18 protein-coding genes are annotated in these 21375 nt (G+C 59.1%); 13 read left to right on the forward strand and 5 right to left on the reverse strand.

The features are described 5' to 3' along the window. The first annotated feature begins 65 nt into the window (after positions 1-65). The 9 genes from rimO (at position 66) to BLU07_RS07185 (ending at position 7326) form a co-directional block, all read left to right on the forward strand. A complete protein-coding gene (rimO, locus tag BLU07_RS07145) occupies positions 66-1388 on the forward strand; it encodes a 30S ribosomal protein S12 methylthiotransferase RimO (RefSeq protein WP_092385533.1) in 1323 nt (440 codons plus the stop codon). A gap of 2 nt (positions 1389-1390) precedes the next feature. Then, positions 1391-1882 (forward strand): GNAT family N-acetyltransferase, encoded by a 492-nt coding sequence (locus tag BLU07_RS07150; RefSeq protein WP_172830100.1) that lies wholly within the window; start codon positions 1391-1393, stop codon positions 1880-1882. Between the two features lie 130 nt (positions 1883-2012). Then, entirely contained in the window at positions 2013-2909 is an 897-nt protein-coding gene (locus BLU07_RS07155) for a DUF1853 family protein (protein ID WP_092385535.1), read from the forward strand. A gap of 21 nt (positions 2910-2930) precedes the next feature. Then, positions 2931-3281 carry a hypothetical protein gene (locus BLU07_RS07160; protein WP_092385537.1) on the forward strand — a complete coding sequence of 117 codons (351 nt, stop codon included), beginning with the start codon at positions 2931-2933 and terminating at the stop codon, positions 3279-3281. A gap of 145 nt (positions 3282-3426) precedes the next feature. Continuing rightward, the gene (locus BLU07_RS07165; RefSeq protein ID WP_092385539.1) at positions 3427-3765 is read left to right on the forward strand and encodes a zinc ribbon domain-containing protein YjdM; all 339 of its coding nucleotides are present in this window, start codon (positions 3427-3429) and stop codon (positions 3763-3765) included. Positions 3766-3981: 216 nt separating this feature from the next. Further along, complete coding sequence (locus BLU07_RS07170; RefSeq protein WP_092385541.1) at positions 3982-4710, forward strand: substrate-binding periplasmic protein; 729 nt, start codon at positions 3982-3984, stop codon at positions 4708-4710. Positions 4711-4719: 9 nt separating this feature from the next. Beyond that, on the forward strand, positions 4720-5463 hold the full coding sequence (locus tag BLU07_RS07175; RefSeq protein WP_197675082.1) for a substrate-binding periplasmic protein: 744 nt from the start codon (positions 4720-4722) through the stop codon (positions 5461-5463). Next, positions 5460-6752, forward strand: coding sequence for a GGDEF domain-containing protein (locus BLU07_RS07180; RefSeq protein ID WP_092385543.1), 1293 nt, complete (start codon positions 5460-5462; stop codon positions 6750-6752). The genes BLU07_RS07175 and BLU07_RS07180 overlap by 4 nt, the downstream gene beginning before the upstream one ends. Further along, positions 6742-7326: a uracil-DNA glycosylase family protein gene (locus BLU07_RS07185; RefSeq protein ID WP_092385545.1), complete on the forward strand. Its 585-nt coding sequence runs from the start codon at positions 6742-6744 to the stop codon at positions 7324-7326. The genes BLU07_RS07180 and BLU07_RS07185 overlap by 11 nt, the downstream gene beginning before the upstream one ends. On the opposite strand, the gene BLU07_RS07190 is transcribed toward BLU07_RS07185, so the two are convergent. Further along, the gene (locus BLU07_RS07190) at positions 7307-7840 is read right to left on the reverse strand and encodes a lipocalin family protein (protein ID WP_092385547.1); all 534 of its coding nucleotides are present in this window, start codon (positions 7838-7840) and stop codon (positions 7307-7309) included. The two genes, BLU07_RS07185 and BLU07_RS07190, sit on opposite strands and share 20 nt — an antisense overlap. 28 nt (positions 7841-7868) lie before the next feature. Beyond that, positions 7869-8810: a glutathione S-transferase family protein gene (locus tag BLU07_RS07195; RefSeq protein WP_092385549.1), complete on the reverse strand. Its 942-nt coding sequence runs from the start codon at positions 8808-8810 to the stop codon at positions 7869-7871. A 152-nt stretch (positions 8811-8962) separates the two neighbouring features. Between BLU07_RS07195 and BLU07_RS07200 the strand changes: the two genes are divergently transcribed. From BLU07_RS07200 to dacB, 4 genes are all read left to right on the forward strand, one after another. Beyond that, complete coding sequence (locus BLU07_RS07200; protein ID WP_092385551.1) at positions 8963-10666, forward strand: DEAD/DEAH box helicase; 1704 nt, start codon at positions 8963-8965, stop codon at positions 10664-10666. A 7-nt stretch (positions 10667-10673) separates the two neighbouring features. Next, positions 10674-11459, forward strand: a complete 786-nt coding sequence (locus BLU07_RS07205; RefSeq protein ID WP_092385553.1) for a TatD family hydrolase — start codon at positions 10674-10676, stop codon at positions 11457-11459. A gap of 135 nt (positions 11460-11594) precedes the next feature. After that, on the forward strand, positions 11595-12734 hold the full coding sequence (locus tag BLU07_RS07210) for a PDC sensor domain-containing protein (protein WP_092385555.1): 1140 nt from the start codon (positions 11595-11597) through the stop codon (positions 12732-12734). Positions 12735-12784: 50 nt separating this feature from the next. Beyond that, on the forward strand, positions 12785-14254 hold the full coding sequence (gene dacB / locus BLU07_RS07215; protein ID WP_092385557.1) for a D-alanyl-D-alanine carboxypeptidase/D-alanyl-D-alanine endopeptidase: 1470 nt from the start codon (positions 12785-12787) through the stop codon (positions 14252-14254). A gap of 30 nt (positions 14255-14284) precedes the next feature. Here the strand turns inward: dacB and BLU07_RS07220 are convergent, their stop codons facing one another. Genes BLU07_RS07220 through BLU07_RS07230 form a run of 3 tightly spaced genes read right to left on the reverse strand, consistent with a single transcriptional unit; the run spans position 14285 to position 21186 of the window. After that, positions 14285-15199, reverse strand: a complete 915-nt coding sequence (locus tag BLU07_RS07220) for a transglutaminase family protein (RefSeq protein ID WP_092385559.1) — start codon at positions 15197-15199, stop codon at positions 14285-14287. Between the two features lie 2 nt (positions 15200-15201). Continuing rightward, on the reverse strand, positions 15202-17802 hold the full coding sequence (locus BLU07_RS07225; protein WP_092385561.1) for a circularly permuted type 2 ATP-grasp protein: 2601 nt from the start codon (positions 17800-17802) through the stop codon (positions 15202-15204). Positions 17803-17856: 54 nt separating this feature from the next. Then, complete coding sequence (locus tag BLU07_RS07230) at positions 17857-21186, reverse strand: transglutaminase family protein (RefSeq protein WP_092385563.1); 3330 nt, start codon at positions 21184-21186, stop codon at positions 17857-17859. Between the last annotated feature and the right edge of the window lie 189 nt (positions 21187-21375).

Genomic DNA, 21375 nt, shown 5'->3' on the forward strand with positions numbered 1-21375 from the left:
CTGTGCACCGCTAGAATAGCGCGCTTTGCATCCGGCGCCTGACGCGCCCATCCAAGAGGTACAGCATGTCGGCCACCCCCAAAGTCGGTTTCGTCAGCCTGGGCTGCCCCAAGGCCCTGGTAGATTCCGAGCGCATCCTTACCCAGCTTCGTACCGAAGGCTACGAGGTGGTATCCAGCTACGACAATGCCGATGTGGTGGTGGTCAACACCTGCGGTTTTATCGACAGCGCCAAGGCGGAATCTCTGGACGCCATCGGCGAGGCCATTGCCGAGAACGGCCGTGTGATCGTCACTGGCTGCATGGGCGTGGAAGAAAACGCGATTCGCGACGTGCATCCCAGCGTGCTGGCCGTCACCGGCCCACAGCAATACGAGCAGGTGGTCAGCGCCGTGCATAACGTCGTACCGCCCCGAGCCGACCACAATCCGCACATTGATCTGGTGCCGCCGCAAGGCATCAAGCTGACACCACGGCATTATGCCTATCTGAAAATATCCGAGGGCTGCAATCACAGTTGCAGCTTCTGCATCATACCCTCCATGCGCGGCAAGCTGGTCAGCCGCCCGGTGGGCGAGGTGCTGGGCGAAGCCGAGCGCCTGGCCAAGGCCGGCGTGCGCGAACTGCTGGTCATCTCCCAGGACACCAGCGCCTACGGTGTGGATATCAAATACCGTACCGGGTTCTGGAATGGTCGCCCGGTGAAATCACGCATGACCGAGTTGTGTGAAGCACTGAGCGAACTGGGCATCTGGGTGCGCCTGCACTACGTCTACCCCTACCCGCACGTTGATGAACTGATTCCCTTGATGGCCGAAGGCAAGATCCTGCCCTATCTGGATATTCCCTTCCAGCACGCCAGCCCGACAGTGCTCAAGGCCATGAAACGTCCGGCGTTTGAAGACAAGACGTTGGCACGCATCAAGCGCTGGCGCGAGATCTGTCCCGAGCTGACCATCCGCTCGACCTTTATTGTCGGCTTCCCGGGGGAAACCGAAGAAGACTTCCAGTACCTGCTGGACTGGCTGACCGAAGCCCAGCTCGACCGTGTCGGCTGCTTCCAGTACTCGGCGGTAGAGGGTGCGCCAGCCAACGATCTGAACCTGGAAACGGTACCGGACGAGATCAAGCAAGAGCGCTGGGAGCGCTTTATGGCCCACCAGCAAGCCATCAGTGTGCAGCGACTGGAACAGAAAATCGGTCGTACCCTGCAGGTCATCATTGATGAAGTCGACGAAGAAGGCCCGATTGGTCGCAGCATGGCTGATGCCCCGGAAATCGACGGCAATGTCTATATTAATACCGATCTCGACCTGCAACCGGGCGATATGGTCAACGTGGTGGTCACCGATGCTGACGAGTATGACCTGTGGGCGGACCTGGCCTGACTATGGCTCTGCAGATTCGCGCCGCGCGGGAGGCTGATTTTCCGGCCATCTGGCCGATCTTTCAGCAAGTGGCCGCCGCCGGTGATACCTATGCCTATCCGCAGGATATCGACTACGCTACCGCTGAACGCCTGTGGATGCAGCAGCCCCGCTGCACCTGGGTAGCTGAACGTGATGGTGAGATTCTCGGCACCTATTACCTGAAGACCAATCAGCCAGGCCCGGGGGCACATGTCTGCAATTGTGGCTATATGGTTGCCGAGTCTGCCCGGGGCCAGGGGCTGGCCCGTGCCATGTGCGAGCATTCACAAAAGATTGCCGTAGAGCTGGGTTACCTGGCGATGCAGTTCAACTTTGTCGCTGCCAGCAATACAGTGGCGGTGGCGCTGTGGCAAAAGCTGGGCTTCAGCATTGTTGGTCGCTTGCCCAGCGCATTCAGGCATCCACAAACGGGCTATGTGGACGCTCTGGTGATGTATAAATGGCTGGAATGATCCATGATGTCCTGCCCGTGCGGTAGCTCACTACCCCGCATCACCAATAGTCATCAAGCGGTTATCATCCTCCAGAAAGAGGATGCGGCCCAGGTAACCTTTTGCAAAGACTCTATCCGTAGACAGGCCCATGTCACTCACCCATCTCCCCGCCCCCGAACTTTTCAACCACCCGGCCCTGAGACATTTGATATGGATGCTGGACGCACCCCAGTTGCTGCCTGCGGAAAAGACGTTTGCGCCGCTAGACAACCTTGCGCCCGCACTCATACCGCGCTTGCAAGCACTGGCTGATCAACCGGCAGCGTTGCCTGACAACCTGACGCAGGCGATCAGACCGCGCCTGGGGTTGTATTTCGAGGATCTGTATGAGTACTTGCTCTGTGAGCTGCTGGGCTGGGAGCTGCTGGCAAGAAACCTGCCGGTGCGTGACGCTGGGCGTACCCTGGGTGAGCTGGATTTTTTGTTGCGCAATCCGCATAACGGCGCGGTTGAACACCATGAAATTGCGATCAAGTTTTATCTCGGTTATCCCGAGAATGGCCATTGCCTCTGGTACGGCCCCAATGCCAGCGACCGGCTGGACCTGAAAAGCAAACGATTGCTCGAGCACCAGTGTGGCCTGTCCGGCCTGGAGACGACCCGGGATACACTTGAGAAAGCCGACTTGCCTTTGCCCGAAACAACACGGGTATTCATGCCGGGTTACCTGTTTTACCCTGCCGGGAGCCAGCTGCAGGCTCCGGCCCAGGTGGCGGACAATCATCTGCGTGGTGACTGGCACCGCCTTGCTCACCTGCAGGATACGGATACCCGGGACTGGGTGCCACTGAAGAAGCCGCACTGGCTGGGGCCATGGCAACAAGCCGCCGGGCCAGAGCCGGATGCGGTCACTGCCGGGCTCAGGGCTGTTGCCGAACGGCATAGCCCGCGCTTGTTTGCCGCCATGTCGTTCGATGCGGGCAGCGGCCTCTGGCATGAGACAAGCCGGCACTTTGTTGTACCGTCAACCTGGCCCGACGGCTGACCCTTTATTCAGGAGCTCACTATGCTGGTTCACAGAATCATCGCCGCCTGCTTTGCGCTGGGCATGCTGGTCGCCTGTACTGAAACGGCCAATAACGAGCCAATAACTGTCGACCTGCCGCACCTGGTAGCAGAACATCAAGCGTATGATGGGCGGCTGGTCACTGTGTCAGGGCGTGTGGCCGGTTTCGATGATCCCGAACACTACTGGCTGGAAGACGATGAATATAACCGCGTTGGCCTGCTGCCCGATGACCTGATCAGCGACCGAGTGGGTCAACGCGTTCAAGTGACCGGGCGCTTCAGCACAAGCCGTGACCAGGGGCGACGTATCCAGCTGAGCGCTGTTCAAGCGCTGAATGCTGCTGATTGAGTTGAAGCGCTCTGCCGGACAAGTCTGCCTGTCCTGCTCATCCGAGCCGGTTTCGCAAGGCCGTCGATCTGGCTGGGTAGCGCGTCCATGTGGCAAAATTCCCTGTCCGCTGGCATGATACGGCGCCCTGTCCGGAGACCTCAGCATGAGTTCATTGCCACCCTGCCCTGCCTGCAACTCACCCTTTACCTATGAAGACGGTATCCAGTTCGTTTGCCCGGAGTGTGCGCACGAATGGACTGCAGCAGAAACTGCAGAACAAGCCCAGGCCGATCGTATTTGCGATGCCAACGGCAATCCTCTGGCTGATGGCGACAGCGTCACGGTGATCAAGGATCTCAAGGTGAAAGGCTCTTCCCTGGTGGTCAAAGTGGGTACCAAGGTGAAAAATATCCGGCTGGTCGATGGCGATCATGATATCGACTGCCGAATCGATGGTATCGGCGCGATGAAGCTCAAGTCCGGCTTTGTGAAAAAAAGCTGAGAGGACGTGCAGCGTACAACAGCAAAAAACCGGCATGGTGCCGGTTTTTTGTCTCTTTTCAGCGCATTATTAACGCGGCATAATGAAAATTGTCGGATATGAACACGTTGTCTGAATAACAATACAAGCTTGGGCTGGCTGTTTCAGTTAAAGCGCGTCTGCTTGCCATCGCTGGCCTGCCGATCGCTACTGGAGAGCCCGAAAAAGGACTTGACCATGTCTCGCTGGCTATTGCTGTGCTGCTTGCTGACCTTGCCCCTTCAGGCCTCGGAACTTGCTCGCCTGAATTTCATCACCGAAGAATACCCACCCTACAATTACATATCCGGCCAACAGCTCAAGGGCAGTTCGGTCGATATTCTGGACGCTATTCTGCAACACAATGGCCAGCAACTGGACCGTGCCGCTGTTCGCGTACTGCCCTGGGCCAGAGGGTATGACACCACGCTTGAATACCCGAATACCGTACTCTTTTCCACCACCCGAACCCGTACCCGTGACGGCATGTTCGAGTGGGTAGGCCCCTTGGCAGCCGGCCGCGTAGTACTGCTGGCCCGCAAGGATAAAGATTTGCAGCTGAACTCGCTTGCCGACCTGAAAGCCAGTGATTACAGCGTTGTCGCCCTGCGCGAGGATATCGGCGCCCAGGTGTTGCTGGAGGGCGGCATACCGGAGAGCCAGCTGCGTATAGCCGTCAGCAATGTCAGTGCAATGAACATGCTGGTGATGGACCGTGTTGATCTCTGGGCTTATGGCGAAGACGTCGCCCAGTGGCTGCTGAAGGAAAACGGCCATGACCTGGCGCAGTTCGAGTCTGTCTTGTTGCTGACTGAAGATCCGCTCTATTTCGCCATTAACCGGGATACCGATGCAGAACTGATTCAAGTGATGCAGGACACCCTCGATCAGCTGCGAACCGAGGGTACCTTGCCGCAGATTGACTAGGAGTTGCTCATGTTTTGTCGCCTGACCCTGGCCACCTTGATGCTTGTGCTCTTGCCCTGGTTAACCGCCCAGGCACAACCCTCGAACGATGATGCGCTTGTTTTCAATACGGAAGAATACCCACCGTTCAATTTCATCAATGCCCGGGGTGATATAGACGGCACGTCCACCCGACTCCTGCAGCATGCGCTCGCCCGACTGGATGTCGATGTCGAATTTCGGCTGTTGCCCTGGGCCCGGGCCTACACGGAAGCACGTTTGCGAGATGCCAACTGCGTGTACTCAACCAACCGTACCCGCGAGCGAAGCCCTCTGTTTCAATGGGTCGGTCCACTGGAACAGAGTGACTGGAGCGCGTTTGCGCTGCGCGAACGTGATCTGCAACTGGCCACCCTGAATGAACTCAGGCATTTCAAGGTAGGCAGTGCGCATGAAGATGCAGTCGGCATCTACGTCAGCGAACAAGGGGTTCCGGTCATCAATGCTTCCAGGGATGGAGAGAACATCAACCGCCTCAAGGCCGGCATCATCGATGTCTGGGTCACCAGCTCCCCTCTGGCACCCCACATGGCGGCCAAACAGGGTGTGCAACTGGACAACCTGTTCACCTTCAACCAGACCCAGCTCTACCTTGCCTGCCACCCTTCGGTTGACGCTGATTTCCTCACCCGTCTGCAAGAGGCCGTTGACCAGGTGCGTGACAGCGATGAATTTGCCGCCGAGCGCGCGCTGATTCTGGAGCCGGTCGAATGATATCGGTCGTCAACAAGGATGTGCCCCGCTGGCGCAGTATTACCACCAGACAGGCGGTGGTCACCTTTGTCATCGCCCTCACCCTCAGTATTGTTGCCGGGCTGATCGAGCTGGCTGAAGATGCACGGGTACTGCGTGAAGAAACCCGGGAACAAACCTTGCGCCTGATCAGCCTGGTCGAAGGCTCGGCAGCCGAGGCCGCCTTCCAGCTCAATCCTGACCTGGCCAATCAGGTGGCCAGCGGGCTTTATGGCGGCGGTAATATTCGCTACCTGGCGCTCAAGGATGATTTCGGCAGGATCATGGTCGAACAGGGAACCCTTGAAGCCGAGCCGGCGAGCGGCCTGTTGCAACGGCTGTTCGGCGACATAACCGATTACCACCAGCCTTTGCTGTACAACCCCGGGGCGGGTGGCGAACCTCAGCAGGTGGGTGAAATCATCATTACCCTGTCGATAGCCAGCATCGGTCAGTCATACATTGAACGCAGCCTGCTGGTGTTTGTTCTCGGCATGATCAAGGCAATGGGGATCGCTCTACTGGTTGTATTGGCGTTCCATTTCTTCATTACTCGCCCACTGCTGAGAGTCTACAATGCGATCGCCGAAGTGAATCCCCGGCAGCCGGGTGACTGGGAAAAACCGGAATTCCCGATCCACCGCAATGATGAGCTGGGGCGTTTGGTCAGCGGGCTGGACAACCTGATGCAGGCATTTCAGCAGGGGCTTGATCAGCGTGATGAGCTGCATCAGATATCAACACTGGATGGGCTGACCGGCATTCCCAATCGCCGGCGCTTCGACGAGTTCATGGAGCATCAATGGCAGCACGCTCAACGCACCCGGGAACCCCTGGCGGTCATTTTTATCGATATCGATTATTTCAAACCGTACAACGACAATTATGGTCATGCCACCGGTGACGACACCTTGCGCGCGGTGGCGCGTTCACTGGCCGACGCCATGCCCCGAGCCACGGACCTGGTTGCCCGTTATGGTGGAGAGGAGTTTGTTTGCGTATTGCCACATACGGACAGTGATGGGGCTCTGGAGGTGGCAGAGAAGCTGCGCCAACGCATTCAGGCATTGAATATTCCGCATGCTTTTTCCCGGGTTGCCTCCCAGATCACCATCAGTATGGGGGTTGCCAGCACCACGCCGGGTCGGCACGACAACCTGGCGGCAGTCAGTGACCTGTTGTGTCTGGCTGACAGCCGTCTCTACCTGGCCAAAGAGCAAGGGCGCAACCGCGCCGTTGCCAGTGACCGCAGTCCCGAACATGCTGATTGAGTTGCTGGATGAGGTGCGCAACTGCTCGCTGTGTGCCGAGCACTTGCCACTGGGCCCACGCCCGGTGCTGCAAGCCAGCAACAGCGCCCGGATTCTGATTGCCGGCCAGGCTCCCGGACGCAAAGTTCACGCAGCAGGCATTCCCTTTGCCGACGCCAGTGGTGACCGCTTGCGGGAATGGCTGGGGATTGATCAGGCCACGTTCTATGACCCCGACCGTGTTGCCATCATCCCCATGGGTTTCTGCTATCCGGGCACTGGCAAGAGCGGTGACCTGCCACCCCGTCCGGAATGCGCCGATACCTGGCGACAACGCTTGCTGGACCAACTGCCGGCCGTGCAATTGACTCTGGCTATCGGCCAATATGCCCAGACCTGGCACCTGCCGGACGCACCGCGTCAGGTGACGGCTACCGTGCGGCAGTGGCAGCGTTGGTGGCCGCATACACTGCCACTGCCACACCCAAGCCCGCGCAACAACCTCTGGCTGCGCCGCAACCCCTGGTTTGAAGCGGAAGTCATTCCTGTATTACAGGAAAGCGTGCAGCGCATTCTCAATCGTGCTCAACCATGATCAACTCATCGACGGCGAAGCCGAGCGCTTTCGCACGCGTGACAAAATGTTCGATTACCGCCTCGTCAACCTCAGGGCTTCTGGCCAGCAACCACAGGTAGTCGCTGGATGGGCCGCTGACGAACGCGTACTGGTAATCTGAATCCAGTTCAAAAATGCCGTAAGCACCATAGAAAGGCCCGAAGAAAGATACCCGCAAAAAGCCGACGTCAGAGTCTTCGACAAAATAGGCTTTGCCCTCTGCTTCTGACCACTCGCCTTTGGCAGCATCGTAACCGCGATTGAGTACGCGAACACCACCGTCATCACGTTGGCTGTATTCGGCCGTTACCTGGCTCAATCCACGCTCGAACGAGTGATCCAGTCGGGCAATCTCATACCAGGTGCCCAGATAGCGCTCAAGCTGGAAGTTGTCCACCGGAGTGACCTGCGCGGGCAGGCGCACACAGCCACTCAATACCAGCCCGGTCATGAGCATGAGCAGCCAGGTGCGAAAGTTCAATAATCCTGTCATTGCGGCTTTACCTGATCGGTTGGCGGGTTCAGCGAAGCTTGTCGCGCCCATGCGGCCGCTGCAAATCCATACCCTCGCCGAGCGGCACTATTCGCGGCGGGTTGATCATGTCGTGGCTGTAATAGTAGTGCTGTTTGATGTGATGAAAATCGACCGTGTCGGCTACGCCGGGCCACTGAAACAGCTCGCGGGTATATCCGGCCAGATTGGGATAATCCTCGATACGGCGGATATTGCACTTGAAATGACCGTGATAGACGGGATCGAAGCGCACCAGCGTGGTAAACAGTCGCCAATCGGCTTCGGTAATCCGTTTGCCGGCCAGATACCGGCGCTCTCCGAGCAGCTCTTCCAGCCAGTCAAGTGCAGCAAACAAGGTGCTGCAGGCTTTTTCATAAGCCTTCTGACTGGTAGCAAACCCGGATTTGTAAACGCCGTTATTGACCTCGTCATAGACGCGGGCATTGATCCGGTCGATGTCCTCACGAAAATCCGAGGGGTAGTAATCATCCGTATTGCCGGTCAACTCATTGAAGGCACTGTTGAAAATCCGCAGGATATCCGCTGATTCGTTGTTGACTATGGTCGCGTCCTGTTTGTCCCAGAGCACCGGCACGGTTACCCGACCGGTGTAATCGGGCTTCGCCTTGACATACAGCTGATAATGCCGGGTAAAGCCATACAGCGGTTCTGGCTGATCATACTCCCACCCCTGATCCAGCATGTGCGGATGCACCACACTGACCGCAATATGTTCATCGAGTCCTTTCAGTTTGCGCATGATCAGAGTGCGGTGTGCCCAGGGGCATGCCAGCGAGACATACAGATGATAACGTCCTGATTCCGGAGCAAAGCGTCCATTCGGCTCTACCCACTCGCGAAAGCCGGCATCTTCACGAACAAAAGCGCCATCATTGCTATCCGTGTCATACCACTCATCACGCCAGATCCCTTCGACCAAACGTCCCATTGGGTTCTCCTGATAACTTGATAATCAATATTTCACCCGCTTACTCTGGCAGCTGACCCCGGGTTTAGCCAGCCACCGAAAAACCTTGCGGCAATTTCCGTCGATTGCGCGTATACTATGCAGTCTTCTTATCCCCAAGGTTTACTTCTCGTATGTCCGATACCGCTCCGGCGGCACCGCAATTCGCCGATCTCGGCTTGCCTGCACCGCTCCTCGAGGCCCTTAACAGCCTCGGCTATGAAACACCCACGCCTATCCAGGCGGAAGCTATTCCAACACTGCTGAATGGCCACGATCTGCTGGGCCTGGCGCAAACCGGCACCGGTAAAACGGCTGCGTTCGCGCTGCCTTTGCTGGCATCGATTGATGTCAGCCAGCGAGTAACCCAGGCACTGGTCATCACCCCGACCCGTGAACTGGCTCTGCAAGTCGCCGAAGCCCTGCAACGCTACGCGCAAAAAATGCGCGGCTTTTCCGTGCTCGCCATGTATGGCGGATCCCCTTTTGGACCGCAATTCAAGGCGTTGGAGCGCGGAGCTCATGTAGTTGTTGCAACCCCTGGCCGGCTGACCGACCACCTGCGTCGTGGCACCCTGAAGCTGCAGGAGCTGAAGTATCTGGTTCTCGATGAAGCCGATGAAATGCTCAAGATGGGCTTTGCCGATGATCTCGAGCTGGTCTTCCAGGAAGCACCGGACAACTGCCAGAAGGCCCTGTTTTCGGCGACCATGCCCGCCGGGGTGCGCAATGTAGCGCGCAATCACCTGCGCGAGCCGAAAGAAATTCGTCTGCACAGCGGTTCCAAGACCAGCCTCGACACCATCACCCAGAAAGTCTGGGAAGTGGCCAACCATCACAAGCTGGATGCCATTACCCGCTTGCTGGAAGTCGAACCGGTTGAGGCCATGATTGTGTTTGTGCGGACCAAGACGGCCAGCCTGGAACTGGCTGAACGTCTGGAAGCGCGCGGCTTTGCCGCCGCCGCACTGAACGGCGACCTGAGCCAGCAGCTGCGTGAGCAAGTGGTCGATCGCCTCAAGCGGGGCCTGCTGGACATTGTCGTCGCCACCGACGTGGCGGCCCGTGGTCTGGATGTGGAGCGCATTACCCACGTACTCAACTACGACCTGCCACATGACAGCGAATCCTATGTACACCGCATTGGCCGGACTGGTCGTGCTGGTCGTCAAGGCACGGCGATCCTTTTTGCTACACCGCGTGAGCGCCGTCTGCTGCATGCACTGGAAAAGGCGACCGGACAAAAGATTGAAGCCCAGGCCCTGCCCAGTGCCGACGCCGTGCAAAGTGGCCGTCTGGCCAAATTGGCGACCCGCTTGAACACTGCCAGCGAGCAAAGCACGGCAACCCGTGACAAGCTGGTTGCCGAGCTGATTGAGCTGACCAACATGGAAGCCACTGAACTGGCGTCTGCCCTGTTGGCCCTGTTGCCCAGTGCCAAGACCCTGCTGGAACCGGTCAAGGACCTGCCCCAGGCACCGGCCCGGCAAGACCAGCGCCACGCCGATGGCGACAGTGGCCTGGTGCGTTACAAGGTTCAGGGTGGCCGCAGCAATGGCCTGATGCCGAAGCCGCTGGTTGATGCCCTGGTGCGTCACGCTGGCGTGCAGCGCTCGCAGATCGGCCATATCAAGCTGTTCAGTGAGCATTCAGGTGTTTACTTGCCGCAGCTGGACGACGCCACCCTGGCCCGTGTTGCCGGTGTTGAAGTCAACGGCGTGGCATTGCAGATTCGCCCCTGGCCGCTGCCACCGGGCGAGGTTGATCGCAACCTGAAGCCGCGTCCCAAGCGTGACTTCAAGGGCAAACCCCGCACTGGCGGCAAGCCACGCAGCTGAGGTTGGCATGCAGTGGATCGATATCGGCGTCAACCTGACCGACAAGGCCTTTGCCAAGGATCGCGAAGCCGTGTTGCAACGGGGTTGGGACGCCGGTATCAGCCACATGCTGCTGACTGCGACCAGCCTCGAACAAGCCCCTGATGTTCTGCAACTCTGCCATGGCGACCCGCAGCGCCTGTTTGCCACAGCAGGCGTGCACCCCCACGCAGCGCGCGACTGGCATTCAGGCAGCCAGGCAGAACTGCGTCAGCTCGCCGCTGATCCAGGTGTCCGAGCGATCGGTGAATGCGGGCTTGACTTCAACCGGGACTTCTCACCAAGACCCAAGCAAATCAATGCGTTGGAAGACCAACTTGAACTGGCGGTTGAACTTCAGCTGCCGGTTTTCCTGCATGAGCGCGACGCTGCAGAGACCCTGATCGGAGTGCTGCGTGACTACCGTGATCGTCTGCCTGCTGCCGTAGTGCATTGCTTTACCGCCGGGCGTGAAGCGCTTTACGCTTACCTGGATCTGGACCTGCATATCGGGATTACTGGCTGGATCTGTGATGAACGACGCGGTCAGCATCTGCATACCCTGGTCGGGGATATTCCCCGTGGCCGCCTGATGATAGAAACTGATGCGCCCTGGCTACTCCCCCGCACCCTGGATCCGAAACCGAAGAACCGCCGCAACGAGCCTGCCTTCATTGCTGAAGTCGGTCGCGTGCTGGCTGAGTGTCGCAATGAGTCTGTCGCCGAGCTGGCCTCTCACACCTCGGCGACCGCAAGGGACTTTTTCCGCCTCTGAGTGCGGGTTTCTGCGCCATATCCGGCGGCGTCATTATCGTCATGTCGCACTACCGTTTCCTGGTCTATAGTCAATCAGACTGCTGATGAATGACGCGCAGCAATACTGACGACCCTGAATCGGACCAATCCCTGCATGGCCCACGAGTCCCACCACCATCGCCAACCACCTGCCGGCATTTCTTTATGGCCTCTGATGTTGCTGACAGCCTTTATTGTGCTATTGAGCGGGATCAGCCTGGCGGCCCTGCAATACCATCAGCACAGCCGCAGCATTCTGGCCTCCGGTGACAGCCTGTTCGGGCATATCAGCGAACGCGTACAGAGCAAACTCAACCGCACCTTTTTACCACCCCGTCAGGCGCTCAACTTCCTGGCGCTGGATCCGGTTATCGAAACCCGCAACCTCGAACAACGCCTGCCGCATTTGCCGCGCATTGCCCGGGTACTGATAGACAATCCGCAGCTCAACTCGCTGTATATTGGCTGGGATTCCGGTGACTATCTGATGCTGCGACCGCTGCGCAGCAACGAATTGCGCGAACGCTTCCAGGCCCCGGGCAGCGCTCAATGGATGGTCTGGCATATCGCTGCCGACCAGTTGCCACCCAGGGTTGATCATCTGTTCCTGGATCCGGATCTGGCGATTCTGACCACCAGTCAACCCTTGTTTGACGGCTTTGACCCGCGCCAACGGCCCTGGTATCAACAGGCAAAGAATAGTGACGAACAGATCATCACCACCCCATATGTATTTTTTTCGACCAATGAATTCGGCACTACGCTGGCCAGGCAGGCCGGCAAACAGGCCGTGCTGGGCGCCGATCTGACCTTGAGTCAGCTATCGAGCAATCTGTCCGACATTGAGCTGACACCCTCCAGCGAACGCTTGCTGTATTCGGCCGAGGGCACCGTCATTGCTTATCACAACCCCCAGCGATTGCTTGGTTCACGGCAGGGCGATCCTGGGCATTTGCGAACGTTTTCCGAGTTGGGCAGCACCCTGCTGGCCGCCCTGGCCAGTGACGGTTATCGGATTGAACGACAAACCAGCTTGCGCCTGGAAGGCCGCGAGTGGCGGGTCCTGCAACAGCAGCTCAATGTCTCCGGTGCCCCGGAGACCTATCTGGCACTGGTCGTTCCCGAAGACGAGCTGCTGGCGGATGCCTACCGCATTCGCCGCGAAAGTGTGCTGATCATCCTGTTATTCAGTGTACTGGTCTTGCCGCTGAGCTTCTTGTTGATGCGTTCGCGAATTCGTCATAGCCAGGCGTAAACGCCTCAGCTATAGTCGGATGTACAAGTGCTGCATTGGAGCCGCCTGGCATGCCTGTTTCCCGAACCCTGTTGCGTTGTTTACTGCCCATTACCGGCCTGCTGCTGTTGGCGCCCTGCGTGTCGGCGGACAATAGCGCGCTGCAACTGCCTGAGGCTGTAAACCAGGCCTTGAGTAATGCCCAGGTGCCGGCCAACGCCCTGTCACTGGCGGTTATTCCGCTTGAGGGCCAGGGCTTGGCGCAATTCGTCAATGCCGAGCAGGTTGTGAACCCGGCATCGACGATGAAACTGCTGACCACCTTTGCCGCGCTTGAGCTGCTGGGGCCGGATTACCAATGGCACACCGAGCTGCTGAGTAATGCAGAGATCAGGAATGGCATCCTGCATGGTGACCTGATCTTCCGTAGCAGCGGTGACCCGAAGCTGACCCAGGAACGTGTGTGGTTACTGCTGCGCGAACTGCGTGCAGCCGGTGTAGTGGAAGTCCGTGGTGACCTGGTATTGCAACCAGCGGACTTGCGGATGCCGGCAGATGCCGTGCCTTTCCGTGATGATGGCAATGATCAGAGCCGCCCCTTCCTGGTCGAACCCGATCCGCTGCTGAGCAACCTCAAACTGTTCAATCTGAGTACCCATGCCGAGTCCTCCGGCATTCGAACCCACCTGGAACCGGCGTTACCGGAAATCCATATCGACAACCAGGTACGCAAGCTGCCCCCCGTCAGCAACTGCCCCTGGCCGAACATTGCCTACAACCTGGACGACCAGAACAGTCGCGCCACCTTGACGCTGACTGGCAGCCTGCATCAGGGTTGCAGCGCCCAACGCTACTTCTCCGCACTGGATGCGGCAACCTATACCGCCAGCCTGTTGCGCGTCACCTGGCATGAACTGGGCGGCAAAATCACCGGCAACAACCGCATTGGCAGCCAGCCCGCCGGCGCGCGTCGCCTGGCCAGCAACAGCTCCCCCGACCTGGTCAGTGTCGTGCGTGATATCAACAAGTTCAGCAACAACACCATGGCGCGTCAGCTGTTGCTGACCATAGGCCGGGAGAACCGGACCGCAGCGGATGCAGACGACCACAAGGCTGCGGTCAGAGCCATCGAAGCCTGGTTGGCCAGCAAGAATATCCAGCCAAAGGGCCTGGTGATCGACAATGGTTCCGGCCTGTCGCGCATCGAGCGAATCACGGCACGGGATATGGCACTTCTGCTGGAAGCCGCCTGGAAAAGTCCTTTTGCCGCCGAGTTCATTTCGTCCATGCCGCTGGCAGCGATGGACGGCACCATGCGCCGGCGACTGCACAATACCCCGCTGGTCGGTGAAGCGCATGTAAAGACCGGCTCACTGCGCAATGTGCGGGCCATCGCCGGCATTACCCGCGATGGCAACGGCAAAAGCTGGGCGGTCAGTGCGATAGTCAATCATGGTGCCGCCGGAAGCAGTCGGCGGGCGCTGGATCTGGTCTTGCAGGATGTGCATCGGCGCACGGCAACGGACGTTGCGATCCAGTAAGCCGGGGATCGGCTGATCACTGACCGCTGATCACTGACCGAATGCCAGCCCCCCGTCCCTGTCCGGGCTGGGAATCACGTCCACGGCAACGCTGAGTTCGTGTTCCCCGCCGCCGGTCATAACCCCCTTCAACGGGGTTACATCCGCGTAATCCCTGCCCCAGCCGAGAATGATATAGCGCTCATCGGGCAAGCAGCCATTGGTCGGATCAATCTCCAGCCATCCCCAGCCGGGCACATAGACTGACAACCACGCATGGGTGGCATCGGCGCCGAGCAGTTTTTCCTGTCCCGGTGGTGGCAGGGTTTCCATGTAACCACTGACATAGCGCGCGGCCAGCCCCATTGAACGCATACAGCCAATGGCCAGATGGGCAAAGTCCTGACAGACACCGCGACGGTTGGCCAACACCTCCTCTACCGGCGTGGCGACGGTGGTGAAATCCGGATCGTAGGTGAAATCCGTGAATATCTGCTGGTTGAGGGAGGCTATGGCGTCTACCAGGTTACATCCCGGCGTAAAGCTCTGTCGGGCATAATTTGCCAGGCGGTCGTGCTGCTGCACAAACGCTGAATCCAGAGCAAACAGGCGTGCTTCCAGGGTATCGGCATTGCTGTAGGCCAGATCCTGGCGCAAGGCCTGCACCGCATCCTCCCAGGGGATACTGGAGAAAATGTCCTGTGCAGGACGGGGACGGGTTTCCAGGCTGCAGGTAAGGGTTACCTGCAGGTTGCTGTGCAGTTGCTCAAGGGAAAAATACACCACACGATTGCCGAAGAAATCCGTGCGTTCACGCTGACGTATGGGTGCCGGGTTGATATGGATACGGGTCTCGCCAACCCATTGCCAGGGTAGCTCACGCGGCAGCATACGCGCCTCGTTATGACTCAGGCTGACCTGACCGCTGTATTCATAACTGGTGGTATGGCGCAGTTGATATTTCATGCTCAGTTACCGTATTGCATGGTGACCAGCTGACGCGGCAGCTCGACATGACTGAAATGGCTGTGGGATACCGCATTGGACAGCTCGGCCATCGGCCTGATCAATCGATCAAGGAGATCGGTCAGGGCTGCACGGGCCTCAGCCGAGTGCTCGAGATCCCCGAGGGTGTCGATATCAACCAGGTGCAGAGTGCTGCTGGCTTCGATGATCAGGCGGGTTTCCAGATTACGGTAGGGTGAGCTGCCGGGGCTGGGCAAGCGCTCGATTTGCCGTCCCAGCCGCTTCAGCATATAGCCAACCGAGCGCGGGTTGGTTTCATCAAACAACAGCAGATCAAGAATCGCGGACGGGTGCAGCTGCGAGCGATAACGACGACGGTACACGGTAAAGTTGTCGGTGGTTGCCAACACCACCTCCCACAGGGGTATACCCGGCTGATTCGCTGTCAGCAAGGCCAGCTTGAGCAGCTCAAGGCTGCTCAGGGCGCGCTCGACAAAGCGGCCGATATCGAGAAACCGCCAGCCGTAATGATGCGGCATGGTCTCGTTGCACAAGCCAAAGAACGCAGCCAGATCCAGCACCATGGCTTCCAGGTGCCGCTGGCCGACTACGATACCCCGGGTACGCGACAGGTTGTTGAAGCGTTGGCGCATGCCGTTAATCGCCCGCCAGGTATCGTCCCCCAGATGATCGCGCACCGAGCGGCTGTTGCGTACAAAGTGGCCGAACAACTCGGGCAGGCCATCGGGCTGGTCATCGTTGAAGAGCTGCAGCAAACGATCACGAAAAGCGATGTAATCCCTCGAAAAATGGGTATTACTGATCGGCAACTCGTCTTCATCCAGATCTGCAGGCAAGCCACTGTCGGCATCGATCGGAATTTCCAGAGCGGTCAGCAGGTCCGGAAGGATATGTGCCCCGGCCTCCAGACGGTCGTCCTGCAGCAAGCGCGCCAGGGATTCACGCAACAGCCGGGCACGGGTATCCAGGCGTTCACCATAGCGGCCCATCCAGAACAGACTTTCCGCTACCCGGCAGGGCAAGTCCTTGCCGTCGCGGGTAACCACGATCGGGCCCTGTGCCTGGCGCAGCATGCTGATGTGTGGCTGGGGTACCGGTGCCAACACCCAGACATCCTTGACCGTGCGGCTTTGCATCAGTGGTGAACCCGGCTCGCCAACCCAGGCCAGCCCGCCGGGCATGACCCGATAGTTGCGCTGACCCACCGGCTTGCCGATGTCGCCCGGTTCAACCAGGGTAAAGCAGCGCAGGGTCGTATGTTGCTCTTCCAGGCGCCGGGTATGTGGGTTGAATCCGGCGGTGACTGCCGTTTCCACGGGGCGTTGAGCCGTGAACAGGTGCCCTCGCCGCTCCAGATCCAGCCGCAGGCACTGCACTGCCTGCGAGTCCAGCTGCGATGGATGCAAGGTCACACCGGGCTGAGTCACATCACGCAGCAGCCAGGCGTCCAGATCGAGGAGGACTTCACTGCGGGCCAGCGCATCACCGCACCAGCGCGTTTCACGGCAAGGCAACAACAGGGTTTCACCCAGCAGACGCTGACACAGTGCAGGCAGAAAAGCTGCCAAGGCTGGATGTTCCAGTACACCGGTACCCAATGCGTTGGCGATCCGTACTTCACCGTTGCGCACTGCCTGCAACAGCCCCGGCACCCCCAGCAGTGAATCCGGGCGCAGTTCCAGAGGGTCGCACCAGGGGTCATTGATCATGCGCACGATCACGTCAACCTGAGTCAGACCACCCAGGGTTCGCATCTGTACCTGACCGCCACGCACGACCAGATCCGCGCCTTCAACCAGCGAGAAATTCATGTAGTTGGCCAACCAGGCATGCTCGAAGTAGCCCGGGCTGCCCGGCCCCGGTGACAACAGAACAATACTGGGGTTTTCTTTCTGCCCATTGGCCAGGCTGGCCAGGCAGCGGTGTTCGGCCTGCAGGAAGCCAGCCAGGCGCTTGATCGGCGCATCCCGGTAAACACCCGGCAGGGCCCGGGCCAGGGTAATGCGGTTTTCCAGTGCATAGCCGGCACCCGCCGGCGATTGGGTCCAGTCACCGAGAATCTGCCACTGCCCATTGGCATCGCGAGTCAGATCAACACCATGCCGGATCAGTAACGGTCGCTCCTGCTGTGGCGGATCGTCGGCGGCAGAAAACAGGAAGCCCGGGTGGGTATACACCAGTTCCGGCGGTAGCAGGCCCTCACGAATGACCCGGCGTTCGCCGTACAGGTCATCGACCAGGTGTTCAAGCAAACGGCTGCGCTGGGTCAGGCCCGCCTCGAGACTTTCCCATTCCTGGGTACTGATGACAAACGGCAGGCAATCCAGCTGCCAGGATCGCAGCTGCCCCGGGTGATCTTCATAGGGATTGAAGGTAACGCCATTTTCATGCAGCAGGTTCTGGGCTTCTTCCGAGCGCAGGGCCAGGGTTTCCGGACCCAACTGGGCAAACTCGTCGAGCAACTTTTGCCAATGGGCACGCAATTGCCCGCGACTGTCCTGCACCTCGCTGAATTGCGTGGCGGCGGGCAAGCCGTCAAGCAAGGACTGAATGGCCGTTGGAGCGACACTGCTGGGCTGCATAGCGGTTACCTGCAAGCACCCGCGAGGTGCTCGCCAAATGATGACAAAAGAGCATTATAAACCAGTTGGTGGCACCCCGGCGCGACGTAAATCCAGTGTATGCGGGTATTCCTGCCCCGCTGCCTGGGCAATGCGCTGCATCGGCCCCTGGGTATGGCCGTAGGCCCAGAAACGCGCCATGCGTCGGGACTCGGCCTCATTGGCATTGATCGGAAAGTGCTCGAAGTTGCGCCCGGCCGGATGCACGACATGGTAGGTGCAGCCACCCAGGGAACGCTCATTCCAGCGGTCAACCAGATCAAACACCAGCGGAGCCTGCACCGGAATCATCGGATGCAGGGCCGATGAGGGCTGCCAGGCACGGTAACGCACCCCGGCAACGGCCTCTCCCGGTACTCCGGTGGCCTGCAACGGCACTTTAAAGCCGTTGCAGGTCAGGATATGCCGCGACGGATTGAAATCCTGCACCTTTACCTGCAGGCGCTCAACCGAGGAGTCGACATAGCGCGCGGTGCCACCCCCACTGCTCTCTTCACCCAACACATGCCAGGGTTCAATCGCCTGTTGCAGGTTGATGGTCACGCCCTCGTACTGCACTTCACCCAGCTGCGGGAAGCGGAATTCCAGATGCGGGCGGAACCATTCCGCGGAAAAGCCAAAGCCATGGCTGCGCAGATCCTCGACCACCTCGACCAGATCACGCCAGAGAAAGTGCGGCAGCATCCAGCGATCATGCAGCGCGGTGCCCCAGCGAGTCAGTGGCTGGCGATAGGGCTTGGCCCAGAAGCGGGCTACCAGTGCGCGGATGAGCAATTGCTGCATCAGGCTCATTTCCGCGTGTGGCGGCATCTCGAAGCCACGCAACTCCAGCAGCCCCAGGCGCCCGGTGGCGGTATCCGGGGAATACAGCTTGTCGATACAGAATTCGGCGCGGTGGGTATTGCCGGTAATATCGGTGAGCAAATGCCGCAACAGACGATCCACCAGCCAGGGCTGGGGTACATCGCCAGTGGGCATCTGCGCCAGGGCTATTTCCAGTTCATACAGCGCCTCGTTGCGCGCTTCATCAACCCGCGGCGCCTGACTGGTCGGGCCCACAAACAAACCGGAAAATACGTAGGACAGGCTTGGGTGATGCTGCCAATAGGTCAGCAAACTGGCGAGCAGGTCCGGGCGACGCAAGAAGGGTGAATCAGCTGGCGTCGGCCCACCCAGGGTGACGTGATTGCCGCCGCCGGTGCCGGTGTGTCGGCCATCGAGCATGAATTTTTCAGTCCCCAGGCGGGTTTGCCGCGCTTCTTCGTAGAGAATCCGGGTATTGCGTTCCAGGTCGCGCCAGGTTCGGGCCGGCATGACATTGACTTCAATGACGCCCGGGTCCGGGGTAATCATGAATTTCTCCAGGCGCGGATCACTCGGCGGCGGATAGCCTTCCACACACACCGGCATTGTCAGCGCAGCGGCGCTTTGCTCCACTGCCGCAATCAGCTCGAGAAATTCTTCCAGTTTGCCGGTCGGCGGCAAGAACACGAAGAGCTTGCCATCCCGGGGCTCGACACAAAGGGCGGTGGCAATCACCTCGGGCGGCGTTATATCCGGCTTCTGCTCTTGCCACTCCTGCCCTTTCGCCAGGACATGCAAGCCTCGACCGCTCAGGCCGGGCGCAGGAGTCAGGCTGTAACGGCTGGCAACTTCACCGTGTACATCGGGCAGTGCCGGCGGGGTATCGAACAGGGAGCGTGGCTGCGGCTCTTCCCGGCGTTTCAGCGGCAAGGCCGAAAGCGGCAGGCGCAGGCCCATGGGTGAATCGCCGGGCACCAGATACAGGTGATCACGACGCAAGGGCCATTCACCGGTCTGCCAGCCATCTTCGTCATCATTGCGTGCCAACGGCAGTACCAGACCCACTTCCCGGTCGAGCCCACGCTCAAGCAGCCGGGCCAGACGATTGCGGTTGGCATCATCCCCCAGGTCTTCGCCCTTGAGGTCAACATCCACCGGCTCGTTGCGCTCTTGCCAGAGGTAGTAATAACCATCTTCGTAGCAGGGAATCAGGTAGCGATCAGACAACCCGAGACGCTTGACCAGTTCGGCGGCAAAGCGCCGGGCCTCGGCTTCCTTGAAGCCGTAATCACGCTCGATATCGGCCAGCCATTGATCGTCATGCCAGACCGGCTCGCCGTCATGGCGCCAGTAGCAGGCCAGTGCCCAGCGCGGCAAGGGCTCGCCCGGGTACCACTTGCCCTGTTGATAGTGAATCAGTGATCCCGGCGCATAATGTGGCCGCAAACGCTGCAATAGCTGTTCCGACAGCTTGCGCTTGGTGGGGCCCTGCGCATCAATGTTCCATTCCGGTGCATCCATGTCGTCAATGGCCACAAAAGTGGGCTCGCCACCCATGGTCAGACGAACATCCAGCGCCTCCAGCTGGGCATCAATCTTGTCGCCCAGCTGATCAATCTGCTGCCACTGGTCACGGCTGTAAGGCAAGGTGACGCGCGGATCTTCATGTACCCGTTCGACCGACATGTGCACATCGAACTCGACCTCGCAGGGTTCGGTCGCACCGGTAATGGGCGCAGCGCTGCTCGGTTCGGGAGTGGCAGCCAGCGGCAGGTGCCCTTCCCCGGCGAACAGACCGGAAGTGGGGTCCAGCCCGATCCAGCCCGCACCGGGTATGAAGACCTCGGTCCAGGCATGCAGGTCGGTAAAATCCACCTCGGTGCCCGACGGGCCATCCAGAGCTTTGACATCTGCGGTCAACTGAACCAGATAGCCCGACACAAAACGGGCTGCAAGGCCCAGATGACGGAAGATTTGCACCAGCAACCAGGCGGAGTCGCGGCAGCTGCCCTGGGCCAGACCAAGGGTTTCTTCGGCGCTCTGTACCCCCGGCTCCATCCGGATCAGGTACTTGATATCGTTTTCCAGACGTTGATTCAATTCGACCAGAAAGGTGGCAATGGCTTGCGGCTCACGCTTGACCTGTTTCAGCCATTTTGTCAGCAATGGCCCGGATTCAGTGACTTCCAGATAGGGGTGGAGTTCTTTCTTCAATGCCTCGGGGTAGCTGAAAGGAAATTGCTCAGCGTACTCCTCGACAAAGAAATCGAAGGGATTGACCACCGTCATGGGGGCAATCAATTCCACATCGATATGCAAGTGGTCGAGCTTCTCCGGAAACACCAGGCGCGCGACATGATTGCCGAAGGGATCCTGCTGCCAGTTGATGAAATACTCGCCACCACTGACGTTGAGACTGTAAGCCTCGACCGGGGTACGGCAATGTGGCGCCGGGCGCAAACGCACCAGGTGCGGCGACACCGAAACTGGCCGATCAAAACGGTAATGCGTGCGATGCCTGAGTGCTACACGAATGGTCATGATGCGAAATCCCTGAAAAGTAACCGATCAGTCGGTGGTTACAGCAATGCGTGTGCCAAGCCGGGCCACAACGCTCAACATAGCACGCCACAGAGTTTGACGGCGTCATTAGCGAGTAAAGAATAATTGTTTGACTGTGTCGACAAGGTGACATACTCAAGACAGCTAGACACAAGCGCATTCCTTGGC

The organism is Halopseudomonas salegens, assembly GCF_900105655.1.
Lineage (GTDB): Bacteria > Pseudomonadota > Gammaproteobacteria > Pseudomonadales > Pseudomonadaceae > Halopseudomonas > Halopseudomonas salegens.

What these genes read in the sequence shown, in the direction of transcription:
- BLU07_RS07210 (WP_092385555.1), top strand. Translation starts at nt 11,595, where the DNA reads ATGGCCCACGAGTCCCACCACCATCGCCAACCACCTGCCGGCATTTCT.
- BLU07_RS07225 (WP_092385561.1), bottom strand. Translation starts at nt 17,802, where the DNA reads ATGCAGCCCAGCAGTGTCGCTCCAACGGCCATTCAGTCCTTGCTTGAC.
- BLU07_RS07150 (WP_172830100.1), top strand. Translation starts at nt 1,391, where the DNA reads ATGGCTCTGCAGATTCGCGCCGCGCGGGAGGCTGATTTTCCGGCCATC.
- rimO (WP_092385533.1), top strand. Translation starts at nt 66, where the DNA reads ATGTCGGCCACCCCCAAAGTCGGTTTCGTCAGCCTGGGCTGCCCCAAG.
- BLU07_RS07220 (WP_092385559.1), bottom strand. Translation starts at nt 15,199, where the DNA reads ATGAAATATCAACTGCGCCATACCACCAGTTATGAATACAGCGGTCAG.
- BLU07_RS07155 (WP_092385535.1), top strand. Translation starts at nt 2,013, where the DNA reads ATGTCACTCACCCATCTCCCCGCCCCCGAACTTTTCAACCACCCGGCC.
- BLU07_RS07175 (WP_197675082.1), top strand. Translation starts at nt 4,720, where the DNA reads ATGTTTTGTCGCCTGACCCTGGCCACCTTGATGCTTGTGCTCTTGCCC.
- BLU07_RS07165 (WP_092385539.1), top strand. Translation starts at nt 3,427, where the DNA reads ATGAGTTCATTGCCACCCTGCCCTGCCTGCAACTCACCCTTTACCTAT.
- dacB (WP_092385557.1), top strand. Translation starts at nt 12,785, where the DNA reads ATGCCTGTTTCCCGAACCCTGTTGCGTTGTTTACTGCCCATTACCGGC.
- BLU07_RS07180 (WP_092385543.1), top strand. Translation starts at nt 5,460, where the DNA reads ATGATATCGGTCGTCAACAAGGATGTGCCCCGCTGGCGCAGTATTACC.
- BLU07_RS07200 (WP_092385551.1), top strand. Translation starts at nt 8,963, where the DNA reads ATGTCCGATACCGCTCCGGCGGCACCGCAATTCGCCGATCTCGGCTTG.
- BLU07_RS07205 (WP_092385553.1), top strand. Translation starts at nt 10,674, where the DNA reads ATGCAGTGGATCGATATCGGCGTCAACCTGACCGACAAGGCCTTTGCC.
- BLU07_RS07195 (WP_092385549.1), bottom strand. Translation starts at nt 8,810, where the DNA reads ATGGGACGTTTGGTCGAAGGGATCTGGCGTGATGAGTGGTATGACACG.
- BLU07_RS07190 (WP_092385547.1), bottom strand. Translation starts at nt 7,840, where the DNA reads ATGACAGGATTATTGAACTTTCGCACCTGGCTGCTCATGCTCATGACC.
- BLU07_RS07230 (WP_092385563.1), bottom strand. Translation starts at nt 21,186, where the DNA reads ATGACCATTCGTGTAGCACTCAGGCATCGCACGCATTACCGTTTTGAT.
- BLU07_RS07160 (WP_092385537.1), top strand. Translation starts at nt 2,931, where the DNA reads ATGCTGGTTCACAGAATCATCGCCGCCTGCTTTGCGCTGGGCATGCTG.
- BLU07_RS07185 (WP_092385545.1), top strand. Translation starts at nt 6,742, where the DNA reads ATGCTGATTGAGTTGCTGGATGAGGTGCGCAACTGCTCGCTGTGTGCC.
- BLU07_RS07170 (WP_092385541.1), top strand. Translation starts at nt 3,982, where the DNA reads ATGTCTCGCTGGCTATTGCTGTGCTGCTTGCTGACCTTGCCCCTTCAG.